The 14256-nt window shown below is 69.5% G+C and carries 11 protein-coding genes; 3 read left to right on the top strand and 8 right to left on the bottom strand.

The features are described from left to right. Positions 1-587 precede the first annotated feature (587 nt). Both LP52_RS01700 and LP52_RS01695 read right to left on the bottom strand, forming a co-directional pair. Positions 588-2474 (bottom strand): transketolase, encoded by a 1887-nt coding sequence (locus LP52_RS01700; RefSeq protein WP_084722793.1) that lies wholly within the window; start codon positions 2472-2474, stop codon positions 588-590. Positions 2475-2508: 34 nt separating this feature from the next. Continuing rightward, positions 2509-3705, bottom strand: coding sequence for a carboxylate-amine ligase (locus tag LP52_RS01695; protein ID WP_052809304.1), 1197 nt, complete (start codon positions 3703-3705; stop codon positions 2509-2511). 366 nt (positions 3706-4071) lie between these two features. Between LP52_RS01695 and LP52_RS01690 the strand changes: the two genes are divergently transcribed. Continuing rightward, complete coding sequence (locus LP52_RS01690; protein ID WP_040270148.1) at positions 4072-4713, top strand: phosphoribosyltransferase; 642 nt, start codon at positions 4072-4074, stop codon at positions 4711-4713. A 178-nt stretch (positions 4714-4891) separates the two neighbouring features. Beyond that, positions 4892-5668 carry a maleylpyruvate isomerase N-terminal domain-containing protein gene (locus LP52_RS01685; RefSeq protein ID WP_084722792.1) on the top strand — a complete coding sequence of 259 codons (777 nt, stop codon included), beginning with the start codon at positions 4892-4894 and terminating at the stop codon, positions 5666-5668. 345 nt (positions 5669-6013) lie between these two features. On the opposite strand, the gene LP52_RS01680 is transcribed toward LP52_RS01685, so the two are convergent. Both LP52_RS01680 and LP52_RS01675 read right to left on the bottom strand, forming a co-directional pair. After that, positions 6014-6463 carry a DoxX family protein gene (locus LP52_RS01680; RefSeq protein ID WP_040270146.1) on the bottom strand — a complete coding sequence of 150 codons (450 nt, stop codon included), beginning with the start codon at positions 6461-6463 and terminating at the stop codon, positions 6014-6016. Positions 6464-6547: 84 nt separating this feature from the next. Further along, positions 6548-7546 (bottom strand): hypothetical protein, encoded by a 999-nt coding sequence (locus tag LP52_RS01675; RefSeq protein WP_040270144.1) that lies wholly within the window; start codon positions 7544-7546, stop codon positions 6548-6550. Positions 7547-8851: 1305 nt separating this feature from the next. Between LP52_RS01675 and LP52_RS26040 the strand changes: the two genes are divergently transcribed. Then, positions 8852-10573: a BTAD domain-containing putative transcriptional regulator gene (locus tag LP52_RS26040; RefSeq protein ID WP_084722791.1), complete on the top strand. Its 1722-nt coding sequence runs from the start codon at positions 8852-8854 to the stop codon at positions 10571-10573. A gap of 227 nt (positions 10574-10800) precedes the next feature. Here the strand turns inward: LP52_RS26040 and LP52_RS01665 are convergent, their stop codons facing one another. The 4 genes from LP52_RS01665 to LP52_RS01655 all read right to left on the bottom strand — a co-directional run bounded on the left by LP52_RS01665 (position 10801) and on the right by LP52_RS01655 (position 13817). After that, positions 10801-12054 carry an MFS transporter gene (locus LP52_RS01665; RefSeq protein ID WP_169775328.1) on the bottom strand — a complete coding sequence of 418 codons (1254 nt, stop codon included), beginning with the start codon at positions 12052-12054 and terminating at the stop codon, positions 10801-10803. Positions 12055-12142: 88 nt separating this feature from the next. Continuing rightward, a complete protein-coding gene (locus tag LP52_RS28870; protein ID WP_169775327.1) occupies positions 12143-12460 on the bottom strand; it encodes a BTAD domain-containing putative transcriptional regulator in 318 nt (105 codons plus the stop codon). Further along, on the bottom strand, positions 12457-13056 hold the full coding sequence (locus tag LP52_RS27585; RefSeq protein ID WP_040270141.1) for a hypothetical protein: 600 nt from the start codon (positions 13054-13056) through the stop codon (positions 12457-12459). The genes LP52_RS28870 and LP52_RS27585 overlap by 4 nt, the downstream gene beginning before the upstream one ends. Before the next feature lie 197 nt (positions 13057-13253). After that, complete coding sequence (locus tag LP52_RS01655; protein ID WP_040270139.1) at positions 13254-13817, bottom strand: GrpB family protein; 564 nt, start codon at positions 13815-13817, stop codon at positions 13254-13256. Between the last annotated feature and the right edge of the window lie 439 nt (positions 13818-14256).

The raw sequence follows: 14256 nt of genomic DNA, 5'->3' as shown, positions 1-14256 counted from the left end.
GGGCTGGTCGGTTTCGGTGGTCGTAGGGCGAATGCGGGTCGGGGGTCCACTCCGCACGCCGTTTCCGTCGAATCGGATTCATCGGGGGTCGGGGGGCGGTGGCGAGCCGTTCTCACGCCTGGCCGACACCCGCCGTACCCGACCCTCCTGCGCGCATGCGCCCCGAGTGCCGACTTTCATCGCCGACGCCCATCGCATGTCCATAGTTCCCGGATTCGGTCCGGTCGCAACGGCGGAGGCGATTCACACGCCAATCCTCCGGCCTGCGCGGAATCGCACTGACCCACGTTATGGACGACGCGATTCTCGCCATGGAAATCGCCGGTGCGTTCGGCACCAGCGGCCACACACCGTCGCCATTCGGACATTCGAAAACCACCGAGTCGGCATGACTGCAAAAGAAAGAGCCGATCCCGCGTTGTCATAAAATAACAGGATCGAACCGGTCAAAAAAGATGAGCAGCTCGGATAACCCGAACTGCTCATACCGGCGCGTTAGAGAGTCTGGTGCCGCACGGCGCCCCCGGTCGGCGGGCACCGCCCTGTGCAGGACGAGTGCGGCGCCGGCCGGGGCGCTCGGCCGCGGATCAGCTGCCCGCGGCGGCGGGCTCGCGTTCCTGGCGCAGGATGCCCCGCACGGCCGCCTCGATGGCCCCCGCGTCGATCCCGGCTTCGCGGAGTTGCTCCTGCGGTGTGGCCGAGGCCGGCATCCCGGTCGCCGCGAGCTTCATCGTGCGCGGCGTGGAGCGGGTGTCGGCGAACGCGTCCAGCACCGCGTCACCCAGCCCGCCCTCGGGCCAGTGGTCCTCGACCGTGATGACGTGGCCGGTCTCCGCGGCCGCGGCGCGCAGCGTCGGGGCGTCCACCGGCTTGATCGAGTAGGCGTCGACGACCCGCACGCCGATCCCCTCACCGGCCAGCGCATCGGCGGCGGCCAGGGCCTCGTGCACCGTCACACCGGCGCCCACCACCGTCACGCGGTCGTTGGAGGAGGAGCGCAGCACCTTGCTGCCGCCGATCTCGAAGCCCTCCTCGGGGCCGTAGAGCACCGGCGTCTTGCCGCGCAGCGTGCGCAGGTAGCTCACCCCGTCGTGCTCGGCCATCCCGGCGGTGAGGCGGGCCGCGGAGTTGGCGTCGCTGGGGTGCAGCACCACGCTGTTGTGCACGGCGCGCAGTGCGGCGATGTCCTCCAAGCCCATCTGGGAGGGGCCGTCCTCGCCGATCGACACGCCGGCGTGGGAGCCTACGAGGTTGATGTCGGCGCGGCTGACCGCAGCCATCCGGATGAAGTCGTAGGCGCGCGCCAGGAAGGCCGCGAACGTGGCCGCGTACGGTGTCCACCCGCGCACCTGCAGCCCCACCGCGGCGGCGACCATCTGCTGTTCGGCGATGTAGAACTCGAAGAACCGGTCCGGGTGCTGCTCGGCGAAGAATTTGGCGCGCGTGGAGTCGGCGACCTCGCCGTCCAGCACGACCGTGTCGGGGCGGGCGCCCCCGATCGCCGAGACGGCCTGGCCGAACGCGTCGCGGGTGGCGACTTCCTCGCCCACGGCGAACGTCGGCAGCTCCACCTGCCGGCCGCCTGGACGCTCGCGCTGACGCACGCCCCCGCTCTCCGGCCGGGACACCTCGATGCGCAGGTCGCGCCGGCCGCCCAGCTCGGCGATGGCCTGCTCGGCGTCGCTCAGCGGCTTGCCGTGGGCGCCCTCCTGGTCGGCGACCGCGCTGACGCCCGCGCCCTTGACGGTGCGGGCGATGATCGCGGTGGGGCGGTCGGTCTCCTCCCGTGCCTGGCGGTAGGCCGAGTCGATCTCGTCGACGTCGTGGCCGTCGATCTCGACGGTGTGCCAGCCGAACGCCTCCACCCGCCGGCGGTAGGCGTCCAGGTCCCAGCCGTGGCGGGTGGGGCCGCGCTGGCCGAGCCGGTTGATGTCCAGGATCGCCGTCAGGTTGGCCAGGCCGGCCTGCCCGGCGTACTCCATGGCCTCCCACACCGAGCCCTCGGCCAGCTCGCTGTCGCCGCACAGCACCCAGACCCGGTAGGGCAGCCGGTCCAGCTCGGCGCCCGCCAGGGCCACGCCTGCGCCGATCGGCAATCCCTGGCCCAGGGATCCGGTGGCGACGTCGACCCAGGGCAGTCTCGGGGTGGGGTGGCCCTCCAGCGGGCTGCCCAGCCGGCGATAGCGCAGCAGCTCGTCGTCGGAGACCACGCCGCAGGCCTTGTAGAGGGAGTACAGCAGCAGAGAGGCGTGCCCCTTGGAGAAGATCAGGTGGTCGTTGCCCGAATGCTCGGGGCTGTCGAAGTCGTACTGCAGGTGCTCCGAGGCGAGCACCGCCATCAGGTCCGCAGCCGACATCGACGAGGTCGGGTGCCCCGAACCCGCAGCGTCGGCGGCGCGGACCGCGTCGACGCGCAGCTGCTGCCCCAGTTCCTTGAGCGGTTGCCGGTCGGTCATCGTGTTCTTCCTCCTCATGTGGCATCGCGCCGCGGACGGCAGCCCGGGTCCGCTACCCGCCGAAGGGGCGGGCATGCGCCGGTGGCGGGACCACGACCCGGGGTGTGATCGATGCCTCCAGGCCCTGCACCGTGGCCTCGGCCAGGTAGTCGACGACGTCGGCGGCCCGGGAGCGGCGGGTGTAGGCGGCCCGCTGGCGCGCGGCTCCCCCGCCGTTCGTGCGCAGGGTGCCCAGCACCGCCAGCACGTAGCCGAGGTCGCCCGCGCGCTCCAGGTACGTGCGGAGGTACTCGACCGCCTCCTCCAGTACGGTGTGCACGTGGCGCAGCCGCCCGCCACTCAGCGGATCGGGGCAGCTGCCCTCCAGACCGTCGCGGGCGGCGCGCCACAGGTCGCCGCGCAGCACCGCGGGGTCGCGGCGGACGGGGGCCCGGCCCGCGGCCTCGTCGTCCAAGGCGGCGCTGACCAGCGCACGCACGAGCACGGCCACCAGAACCGATTCCTCGGGAGTCGCCGGGACGTCGCAGACCCGGATCTCGACGGTCGGGTGGCGGTCGGACAGCCGGACGTCCCAGTAGAGCATTCGGCGGTCCAGAGCGGCGCCCGACTCCAGCAGTTCCGCGACACAGGACTCGTAGTGCTCGGCCGACTCCAGCGGCGGGGGCGGCCCCGCCGTGGGCCAGCGCGACCAGCGCGGCTGGCGCCAGCTTGCGTAACCGGTGTCGGAGGCCGAGCAGACCGGCGAGTTGGCGCTCAGCGCCAGCAGCACCGGCAGCCACGGGCGCAGGTGATTGCTGGCGGCCACGCCGCTGTCGCGGTCGGGCACCGCGACGTGCACGTGGCAGCCGCAGTTGGTACCGGCCGCGGAGGCCACTTCGCCGAAGCGCTCGGCGATGCGGTGGTAGCGCGACCCCGGGTTGAGCCGCTGCGGCCCGCTCTCGGCCATGATCGGAACCGCTCCCGCAACCACGCGCACACCCTGCTGGGCGGCGGCCTCGGCGAGCCGCAGGCGCGATGCCCACAGCCCGCTCAGCGCCTCTTCCACAGAGGTGCACACGGGGCCGGCGGACTCGACCTGGCTGCGGGTGAACTCCCCGAGCAGCTCCCCGGGCCCCGCGGCCGCACCGTCGAGGACCTCCACGCTGCGCGGTGCAAGCGTTCCCGCCTCGTCGACCAGGAAGAACTCCTCTTCGACGCCCATCGTCGGCACGTCCGTACGCTCGCGCCGATCGGACTGGGTGATGGCCATAAACCACCGCCCTCTCCACGTGTGCCCCGACTGCCGGCGGATGTGCGCAGGACGGTTCCCGTCCTCGATGGCTGCTGCGCCGGGAGCCGGAGGCTGGTCCGGATGGTGGGGCGGCGCCGCCTGGACCGCGGCCCGCGGGACGGCGCGACGGCGGGCCCGCGACCTCCGTCGAGGCGTTCCACCGTCGTGGGTCGCGTACCCGGTAGGAGCGAGGCGTAACCGCTGCGCTGCGCGGACACCGAAGGCGAGCGCGGCAGGGACTCGAGCGCGCCCGCGCAGGCGCTGCGGGCCGGGGCGGTTTTCCCCGGCGGGAGCGGGGGTAGCCGGGCGACGACGGCCCGCGACGGCATTCGGGAGGTGAGGGGCGTGCAGGTCTTCCGCGACCGCGACGACGCCGGTGAGCAGCTGGCCGAGCGGGTCCGCGAACTGGGGCTGGGTGATCCTGTGGTCCTGGCGCTGCCCCGCGGCGGCGTCCCGGTGGGCTTGGTGGTCGCCGAGCGGCTGGGGGCTCGGCTCGACGTGACCGTCGTGCGTAAGATCGCCCTTTCCGAGTTCCCGGAGACGGCGGTCGGCGCCGTGACGGCCGAGGGCGCCCCCATCATGAACGATCGCCTGCCCCGTATGGTCCGCGCCGACCGGGACGAGCTGGAGCGCAGTGCCGAGGAGGAGCGCGCCGAGGCCAAGCGCCGGGTCGAGGCCTACCGGGGCGACCGCCCTGCGCCGCAGGTCGCCGGGCGCGACGTCGTGGTCGTCGACGACGGGCTGGCTACGGGGATGAGCGCCCGCGCGGCGCTGTCCGCGCTCGGTGAGCTGGGGGCGGCCTCGCTGACGCTGGCCGTGCCCGTCTGCTCCCCCGATGCCGCTCAGGCTCTGGAGGACGTCTGCGATCGGGTGGTGTGCGTGCTCAGCCCGCCGCAGTTCCAGGCGGTGAGCCTGTGGTACAAGCGGTTCCCGCAGGTCGAGGACGCCGAGGTGCAGGATCTGCTGCGGCGGTCGCCGGCGTCCTAGCGCGGCCGAGGCCCGCGACGGCGACCGCTCTACGCGCCGGGAGCAGCACTCTCCGGTCGGTGTCCGCGCCGCTTCCCGGCAGGGCGACGGCGAGGCAGGGCGGACGAGGCCGGAACCGGCCGCCCGCCCGGCGCATGCTCCGGAGGCCGCTCCGGGCGGGCGGAACTACGATTGCGGCATGCCTCCGCATCTCGCACTGGACGACTACACGACGGCCATCGCCGCGAGCGGGGCCGCGCTGCGCGACGCCGCCGAACGGGCAGGGCTCGGGGCCCGCGTACCGACCTGCCCGGAGTGGACCGTGGCCGACCTCGTGGCGCACCAGGGAATGGTGCACCGGTGGGCGGCCTCCACCCTCCGCGGGGAGTCCGGCCACGACACCGAGCGTTCTTACGCCGAAGGCCTGGCGGCACCGGATCCGTTCGCCTGGCTCTCCGCCGGTGTCGACGACCTGATCGGCGCCCTCCGCGCCGCGCCGGACGACGTCGAGGCGCCGGTGTTCTTGAAGGACGCACCGCGGCCGCGGCTGTTCTGGGCACGCCGCCAGGCGCACGAGACCACGGTCCACAGCCTCGACGCGCTCTCGGCCGCGCTGGGCCGACGGCCGTTGGCCTCCGACGCGTCGATCCCTCGCGCGCTCGCGGCCGACGGGATCGACGAGCTGCTGCGCGGGTTCGTTCCGCGCAGGAAGTGCGAGCTCCGGACATCCGAGTCCCGCACGCTGCTGGTCCGTGCCGAGGACACCGAGCACGCGTGGTCGCTGCGCATCAGCCAGGAGCCCGTGGTCACGGAGGTCGGTGCAGCGGCGGACCCGCAGGCACCCGACGCGGCTTTCGGCGGCACAGCCGTACAGCTCTACATCGCGCTGTGGAACCGGGGTGACGAGGTGGCGGTCGACGGTCTGCCGGAGCTGTTGGAGCAGTGGCGCGACCAGGTGCGTATCAACTTCGGATGAGCCGCCCTCCTCGGGCGGACACAGACGAGGGCGGCTCAGGGCGTGAAGGCGACGCACGGTACTCGGGCGAGGGCCCTACCGGCTTCGGCGCCGCTCGGGAGGCCGCACGCTGCGAGGACCGCGCCCGCGTACCGGCCCTCTGAGACGGGCGCAGCCCTGCTCCGGCACCCCCGCCGACTCCAAGCCGGTGTCGCCGCCGGGCTCGCGCCACCGCTACGCCGGTACCGGAGGAAGCCGACCCGAGCCGCGCCATGGCCGGGGACCTTCGCTCGGCCGGTCGGACTCGGCACTGTCGGAACCGGGGCGGCCGCTCGCCCCGGTCCCAGCTCCCGGCGCGCCGGGCGGTCAGGGCGAACCCGGCGAACCGGCGGGGGCGGGTTCGGGCGCGTCCGTGGAGCGCAGGCGGCGCACGGCCGAATCCAGTGCCCAGTCGCCCGGGCCCTGCACGGCGATGAGCAGGAACGCCCAGCAGTAGATCGCCGCGAGCTCACCTCCGTTCGTCAGGGGAAGGAGCGCTTGGGGCTGGTGGACGACGAAATAGGCGTAGGCCATCGATCCGGAGGCCAGCACCGCGTTCGAGCGGGTGAACAGGCCGGCGAGCACAAGCGTGCCGCACACCAGTTGGATCAGCGCCGCCCACCAGCTCGGCCAGGTCGCGAACTCCACCGCGATCCCGGTGCCGCGGTTTCCGCCGAGGACTCCGAACAGCGAGGCCGCGCCGTGGAACAGAAACAGCAGTCCGGTCACCATGCGGAACAGCGCGAGGACCGGTTCGCGCAGTCGATCCGGTTTCATGCGATATCTCCGTCCTTCGTAGAACCGCGATCCGTGTACGAACGGCCGGGGCCGCGCTGACCCGGCCCCGGCCGTCGGAAGGGATCAGTCCTCGGCCAGCCAGCCGGTCATGATTCCCATAACGCCTTCGTGCGAATGCCCGTCGATCTCGTACCGGGCAGTGGTCCGCAGCAGATCGCCTCTCTCGATCCGGCCCAGGTCGCCGCTGCACGGCGGCATATCCGAGATCTGGCCGTGCCCTTCAAGGTCGACGAATTCGGGGCTTCCGCCTTCCTCGGCCTCGATCCGGCACATCCTCGAGCGCTGGGAGATGTTGTCGGTCCACAGGGAGTGGCCCGCATGGTGGAGGTGGCCGCGCATGTGCACGAGGTCGCCCGACAGGTCGGACCGCCAGTAGCGGGACTCCTCGCTGGCGCCTTCGGGGGCGTCGTACTCGCTACCGAAGCAGCCTCCGACATCCAGCCAGAGCGGCGTGAGCGGCACGGTGCCGGCCCCCGTGCCGGCGGGCACGTGGGCGAACTCGATCTCGATGTAGACCGTCTTCGCCTCCTCGGTGTCCATGTTCATCAGGTCGTAGTTGAGGTACCACTGCTCGCCGTCCTCGACTTCGAGCCCGTAGCCGTCCGGGAAGTCGCTGGCCACGCGCTCGTTGCCCGAGGAGAAGACCCGCTGCGACCCTCGGCACACGGCATCGTCCTCACTGGAGTCGAACAGCACGAAGTGGTGCATCATCGCGCCTTCGTCCACGTTGGCGTCGCTACCGTCGGCATAGGTCAGGTTCGGGTCGAACCCCGTGATGAAGCAGTCTTCACACGGCTTCTCGGCGTCCAGCGCGATTCCGCTCTCTTGGCCGTGCCCTCCGTGCTCGCCGCCGGAGTCGCCGTTTCCGGCTGCCGGAATGGTGTACGGCCCGTAGCGGACCGTGGTGGTCTCCTCCTGAGCGGACCCCTGACCCGCCTCAGCTGAAACCGCTTCCGCCGGTTGTGCTTGGGCGGGAGCGGGGGCGGAATTCTCAAGTGCCGCTACCGCACCGATCGCCAACGCCGTCGCAGCGACAGCGGACGCCAGTCTTCGCAGGTACACGGATTCTCCTCATGCAGTCGGGGGATACTCGTGCGGTCGCGAAACGAAACGCCTCCGGGGTCCTGCGCCCATCTTCGAATAACGCACAGGGTCCGTCGGAATTTCCGGGAGGCGCCGGCCGCTCATCTCTTCGCTCGCTGCCGTCGCTCGCTCCGAGGAGCGCCTTCGGCCGGTCCTCTCCGAACGTTTCGCCACCGGCCCGGCGTGGCCCTGCTACCGGGAGGACCTGCCGCGACTCCGTTGTCCGCGCAGATCGCATTCCCATCGGCCGACGATTCCCGCGAATGCGACCGTCTGCACCCGGGGCCACCACTTCGGACTTCACAGCAGAATGGAGCGCGCACCAGCCGACGTCAACATACGCCCGCAGGAGAAAAACTGGCATAGTTTCGCCGCACCCCGCCACCAGGATGTTCGGCAACCATTCCCGGGTGCCGCCGGAGTGGAACAGGTGATTTCACCGGTCCATGTAAATTACTCGGATTTCGTCCGATATGCCCGGGAGCTATTCCGATCGGGGCGCCGGCGCCGAGGCGCACACGGCGGTCGTCCCGGTCGACGGCGGCGCCGAGTCCCGGCACCTCTGCCGAGCCGCAAGACCGAGCAGAGCCGCCTCGAGAACGCCGTCCCCCGCGGCCGCCGACACCGGGTGTCTCACATGAGCTCCGCCCCCGCCGCCGACGCGCCGAAGGCGGGCACGCAGGCAGCGGCACCCACCGGCCTCGGCTGTGCAGGCGCACCCGACCGCGCCATCTCGCCAGAGAAATCCGCTGAGGCGCGAAACGGCCCGAATCACCTCCGTGTGACCACATCCGGTCACACGTTCGCCCTCCACCCCTCCCGCTACGGACCGTACTTCCATCACTCGTTCTAGCTCGAATAATGCGTGAACGAGACACGAGCACTCAGAACCACCGAATCAAACCGCCACAAGCTCGACAAAAAGATCATTGCGTACATCATCACCCGCCGTTACGCTTTCAGTAGCGCTGACCCGCCCCGGTCCCGTGTTCGTCGATCGGCGAAAAATTCTCCTGAGAACTTATGCTTGGTCTCGGAAAGGCCGACACAGGATAATCTCTGCAGAGTCGGCTCTCACGTTGAGACTCGCGAGGACACGGCCTGCCGCGCCACCAGACTGTTCACAAGGCAGGTGCAGCAGCCGGCCTTGGCGACCGAACTCCCTGAAGACCGACTCGCCGCCCCACACGACCGGTTCATCGCTGAAGCGATACGCCCTGAATTTCATGTCCTCGAGGTAGAGGGATTTCGGTGATCAGATTCCGAGTCCTCGGATCACTCCGAATGGAATGCGACGGCAGCGACCGCACACCTTCCGCACCGAAGCTGCGCCAGCTCCTCGCGTTCCTACTCATGCACGCCGGCGAGGTCGTCCACATGCACGACCTGATCGACGAGCTGTGGGAGGAGGATCCGCCGGACACCGCCGTGGGCGCCGTGCGGACATACGCCTATCAACTTCGGCGTCTGCTTTTCACCGAAGGCCTCGATAAGAACCGGTTGTCCAGCAAACACTCCGGTTACCTTCTCCAGGTCGCACCTGAAAGCCTCGACCTCACCACCGCCCGACGGCTTACGACCGAGGGGCAATCGGCATTGGCTGCGGGGCACCCCCGCGTCGCGGCACGCTTCTTACGCGAGGCGTCGGCACTGTGGTCGGGGCCCGCGCTGGTCGGTGTGCCGCACGGCCGATTCCTTCGCCCGATCGCGGCGGAGCTTGAAGAGCTGCGCAGACATACTCTGGAATCAAGCATCAGGGCCGACCTCATGCTCGGTCGACACCGCGACGTCATCGGAGAGCTACGCGGACTCGTCGCGGCCGACCCTCTCAATGAAGGCGCCAACGCCCTCCTCATCGAAGCGCTGAACCGCTCCGGGCGGCGGCACGAGGCACTTCGGGTATACCAGCAGATCCACCGCGGCTTGCGCGATGAACTCGGTATCGATCCCGGACCCGAACTCCAGCAGACGCACCTGGCCGTGCTGAGCGGAGGAGGGGCCGGCGCTTCTGCGTATCGCTCCCCGACCGTCGACGACCTCGGTGCTCTGGCGAGCGCGGCACGTGGCGGCGCCTCCCGTGTGCCCTGTGGTTCCACTCGGGGGAGCGAGCACACCCGTGGTGGCGTCCGGCGATCAGGGCGAAAACCCGGTTGCGTACCGAAGAAAGCCGCCCGGACACCGGCAGGCGGCGACAGTCCCACCGTCGCCCTGGTGCTATCGGAGGTGCCGGGGCGCCGGTTCGAGCAGCCCTACTTCGGTCGGGTCCTCTCCGGGGCCAGCTCTGCCACGCAGGCGGCACAGGCGCGTCTCACCCTGACGGTCACGCAATCGACCACGTCCCGCGAAGAGGTGGCGGAGAGGCTCTGTGAGCAACACGTAGACGGCGTCCTGCTGTTCTCACTCCTGCCCGGTGATCCGCTCCCCGCCCTGCTGGAACGTGCCGGCGTGCCCGTCGTCTTCGGCGGTCGCCCAAGCACCCCGAAGACACGGACAAGCTATGTGGACGCCGACAACCGAGGCGGAGGCCACAGCGCCACCGACTACTTGATCAGCCAAGGGCGCCGGCGCATCGCGACCATCGCCGGTCCGCCGCGATCGCCGGTGGGGGGCGACCGTCTCGCCGGCTACCGGCGAGCGCTCGATGGCCGTCCCGAACTGGTCAGCTTCGGCGACTTCAGCGAATCCAGCGGCGTACTCGCGATGCGGCGGCTACTCGACGAACAGGCGAATCTGGACTCGGTGTTCGCCGCCTCCGACAACATGGCCCTCGGCGCCCTGCGCGAGCTGGAGCACCAAGGGCGGCGCGTCCCTGAGGACGTAGCGGTGATCGGCTTCGAAGACGCCGGCTTGGCTTTCGGGCAGCTGACGCTCACCACGGTCCACCAACCCACCCAGACCATGGGGCAGCGGATGCTGGAGATCCTCGTCTCACGGATCGACGGAAAAGACGACACCCCGACTGAGGCCGTATTCGACACCCGGCTGGTCTTCCGTCAGTCGGCGTGACGCCGTGGACCGGCGTTGTGCTGCTGTCCACGCGCAGAGGCGTCGATCCTCGGTGGCCGCCGGCGGCGACGCATGGGGAGGTCAGGTCCACGGCGTCCGTTTCTCCGGTCGCCGGTACGACACCGGCGACCGGCTGGACTACCTGCGGACGACCGTCCGGCCGCCTATGGACACGAGGATCTGGGTCCGGAGTTCCGTGACTGGTTGCACGCGTTCGTGGCCGCGGATCATGGGAGGTGAGCCGGGGGCTCCTCGGTCTGGTCCAAAGGCGCCCGCTGGTCGGCGCTCCACCGTCGCTGGGACAGGCCGGCGATCAGTGCCCCGACGGCCACCGAGGCCGCGGCTGTTCCGAACGCCAACTGCGGCCCGCTGTAGTCGACGACGAAACCGGCGAGCGCCATGCCGACAGCCAGTCCGAAGGTCAGGGCGGCGAACAGCCAGCCCTGCGCCTCACCGCGACGGTCCTGCGGAGCATGGCCGTCCACGAGCGCCTGCTGGACGATGTTGCTCGGCGATTGCCAGACGCCCGCCAGCACCAGAAGCGAGCACAGCACCGCCACATGCGCGGCCCCGTTCAACACGAGCATGATGGTGGCAAGTCCGATGGCGAAGCCGGTCAGCGTTACGGGCAGGTGCAGGCGTTCGGGCCGGCGCCATTTGCGGCTTCCGTACCAGAGCCCGCCCAATGTACTTCCGGTCGCCGCACACGCGAAGAACACCCCGAGTATGCTCTCGCTGTGGTAAATCCGCTCGGCGGTGGCCGTGATCGCCACGTTCATCTGCCCCCACCCCACGGCAAGGCCCAGCCCCGCCAGCATGGTGAGCCAAACACCGGGGGCGGTCAGCGGTGAGCGGCCGCGTTTGCCGTTCGCGCCGCCGGACTTCTCGGGCCGCCAGGAACGCGCGGCGAAGGTACGGCTGTATGCGACACCGCCGAGTGTCATCAGGCATGCCGTCACCACAAGAGGCACCGCAGCAGGAGCGAAGAACAGGATACTCAGCAGCAGAGGGCCACTGACGAAAATCGTTTCCACCGCCACCGCATCCAGGGCGTAAGCGGTCCGGCGCTCCGACAGGTCGGGGAGAACGGTTCCCCAGGCCACCCTGATGGCGGGCGAGACCGGCGGGAAGCTCAAACCCGCGCAGGCGGCCAGGACCATGAGGAACGGATCGGACGCGCCGGCCCCGGCGAAAACGGCGATTCCCGCCAGGAAGGCCGAGGAGACGACGGCGGTGACACCGATGACGCGCGGCTGCCCCATCCGGTCCATCACGCTTCCCCACAACGGCGGAGAGACCGCCGTGAACCAGGCGAAGGCCGCTGTCACAAGACCGGCGCTGGCGTAGGAGCCGCGGAGGTCCTCGATGAGCACCACCATACCGAGCGGCGCCATCGCAAGGGGAAGCCGGGCGACGACCGAGAATACGAAAGGCAAGAATATTTCGCGCCGACGAAGAAGCTTGAGATACTGGTCGATCATCCGCACCACCTCCAGTGGCCGCTTGGAATACCATTGAAACGGTTCCATGATTGTGAAACCGATGAAGGCCCATCATGGATGGAGCAGCCTATTGTGCGGCGGTGACACGCAGATCTCCCGTCCGGGGCGGATCGGTTTTTAGCAATCGATGCCGCGCACGGTGCAACTCCGGGCCGGAATCCAGGCCGAGTTCGTCGTTCAAAATGAAACATACGTCCTGGTTCGCTTGCAGCGCCTCGCTGTGCCGACCCGCGAAATCGAGCGCGTCGATGAGCCGGCGTGTGTCCGGCCTGGTTCGCGTGCAACAGCAGCAGGACGAGTATCCGACGCGGCTTCGGGCCGTCGGCGTACTGGTACGCCCGCCGTTCACCACCTCAAAGTTCCCGAGAGCTTTGAATTCAGTCATCGTCGCCCGTTTCTCTTCGATTTCAGGTCTTCGCCAGACCCGATGTTTCCAAAAGCCGCTCGAAGCACTTGATCTTGGTGTCTTCGCCCTGCGTCCCATGCATGGATTCGGGCTGGGTCCGCAGGTCGCGATTCGCCTGCTGCGAAGAAGGCCGACTCCTTGGCGCCACTACCGTGGACCAAGCGGACCACGGCGGTGCGGGCGATCACGTCGCAGACCGCCAACTCGGACGTGCCCGCGTACGCGAAGACGCTGTGCACACCGGCGTCGGCCAGCGTCACCGCGATCGCCTCAGCGCCCGAGACCTGGACCTCCCGACCGAGCAGGCTCTCGACCACAGCACGGGAGACCCGCTCGGCGAGTGGCTCCTCCGCCCCGTGTTCCAGGCACAGGCCGTGGATGGTCCGTTCAGCGCGAGCGCGGCCCCCGCTCAGCAACTGGGCCCAGTGCAGCGCATCCACCTGACCGTCGGCATCGCAGAAAAGTCCGACAAGGGTCGAGGTGTCCGCAGGCCGCCCGCGCAGCCTGCTCTGGTGATCACTTACCAGAGGCTCGGTGTTCGCGGGATCGCGATTCTTGAGTTCCGGCCTATCCATACCGGCGATGCTGGACTACCGCGATCAAAATCCCATCAAACGCAGATGATGAGCGCGTCCAGGCGGCGGTGCGGGCACGGGTATCGCCGGGGGCGAGAGGTAGTAACCGCTCAGGGAGCTGAAGAACAGCAGGCGCGGAAACAGTCGCCCTGCCACCGGAACAGCGGCCCCGCGCCGAAAGTGACGGGCGCCCTTCCTCAATGAGAGGAGCCGAAATGATCGTGTTTGCCCAGGACGCTCGCCACGAACTCCGCTTTGCCTTCCGTATAGGCCTCGCGGTCGTGCCCGCTCTGCTCCGCCAGCCGACGTTTCAGGTCCTCGTATCTCTGAGCGAGGCGGCCGTCGCGGCGAAGCGCGTCGCGAAATCTGAGCTGCTCGGTCCACCGCTGGTGTCCGGCCTGGATCAGGTGCAAGTGCGCCTCTCGCCGCTGTCCCGACGAGTCTGGCTTGACGAAGAAACGCCGCCACGGTCGGCGATCCAGTTCCGGAGACACATAGCACCAGCCATCCGAAACAAGTCGCTCCGAGGCTTGATCAACGACAGTGTCCAGGTCGGTCACAGAGGCCATCAGGTCCACGATCGGCTTCGCAGCAAGCCCGGGAACAGCCGTCGACCCTACGTGCTCAACTCCATCGATCAGCCATGGTGCAAGCAGATCAGTCAGCTGCTGGCACTCCATCCGTGCCCGAACAGCCCATCGAGGGTCGTATGGACGAACCACCGCCCGCTCATACGCCCACACAGGGGCATCGTTGCTCATCAGGCCACACTAGCTGTACTGACCATGGAGGTCAGTGACAGCGCCACCCGCTGACACACGCAAAGAGGCTCTCCGGTAGCGGTGAGGACTGCGGAATCCGCACCCGACCGGAAGCCTCAGCGCCTCACACCGCCCACGCCAACGCCGAACCGCCTCCGCCGGACGCCACCCGCATCGCCGGTCACCTGCACACGCCCGCCTCCACCGTCCACCGCGTCCAGCTCGGTCCGTGTGCTCGCCTGCCCCCGTTGATCTTGTACCTACGGTCACTGTGAGCGATCACATGTGCCCGTAGGTACAAGATCAACGCTGATGCGGGCGATAGAGCGGGGCGAACCGGGCGAATCACCCCGCCGGAGCCCGTATCGCGGAAGAAGCGCGGCGGGTTCACCCCCGGCGCGCCCCGGGGGCGGCATCAGGCGTGCACGGCCCGGCACCA

The sequence above is a fragment of the Streptomonospora alba genome, assembly GCF_000826685.1.
GTDB classification, from domain to species: domain Bacteria; phylum Actinomycetota; class Actinomycetes; order Streptosporangiales; family Streptosporangiaceae; genus Streptomonospora; species Streptomonospora alba.
Note: the sequence above shows the minus strand (reverse complement) of the source record. Positions and strands in the feature narration are given on the sequence as shown.

Excerpts from the sequence above, each read along its gene's own strand:
- LP52_RS01700 (WP_084722793.1), bottom strand. The coding sequence starts at position 2,474 with ATGAGGAGGAAGAACACGATGACCGACCGGCAACCGCTCAAGGAACTG.
- LP52_RS01695 (WP_052809304.1), bottom strand. The coding sequence starts at position 3,705 with ATGGCCATCACCCAGTCCGATCGGCGCGAGCGTACGGACGTGCCGACG.
- LP52_RS01685 (WP_084722792.1), top strand. The coding sequence starts at position 4,892 with ATGCCTCCGCATCTCGCACTGGACGACTACACGACGGCCATCGCCGCG.
- LP52_RS01680 (WP_040270146.1), bottom strand. The coding sequence starts at position 6,463 with ATGAAACCGGATCGACTGCGCGAACCGGTCCTCGCGCTGTTCCGCATG.
- LP52_RS26040 (WP_084722791.1), top strand. The coding sequence starts at position 8,852 with ATGGAATGCGACGGCAGCGACCGCACACCTTCCGCACCGAAGCTGCGC.
- LP52_RS01665 (WP_169775328.1), bottom strand. The coding sequence starts at position 12,054 with ATGATCGACCAGTATCTCAAGCTTCTTCGTCGGCGCGAAATATTCTTG.
- LP52_RS28870 (WP_169775327.1), bottom strand. The coding sequence starts at position 12,460 with ATGACTGAATTCAAAGCTCTCGGGAACTTTGAGGTGGTGAACGGCGGG.
- LP52_RS27585 (WP_040270141.1), bottom strand. The coding sequence starts at position 13,056 with ATGGATAGGCCGGAACTCAAGAATCGCGATCCCGCGAACACCGAGCCT.
- LP52_RS01655 (WP_040270139.1), bottom strand. The coding sequence starts at position 13,817 with ATGAGCAACGATGCCCCTGTGTGGGCGTATGAGCGGGCGGTGGTTCGT.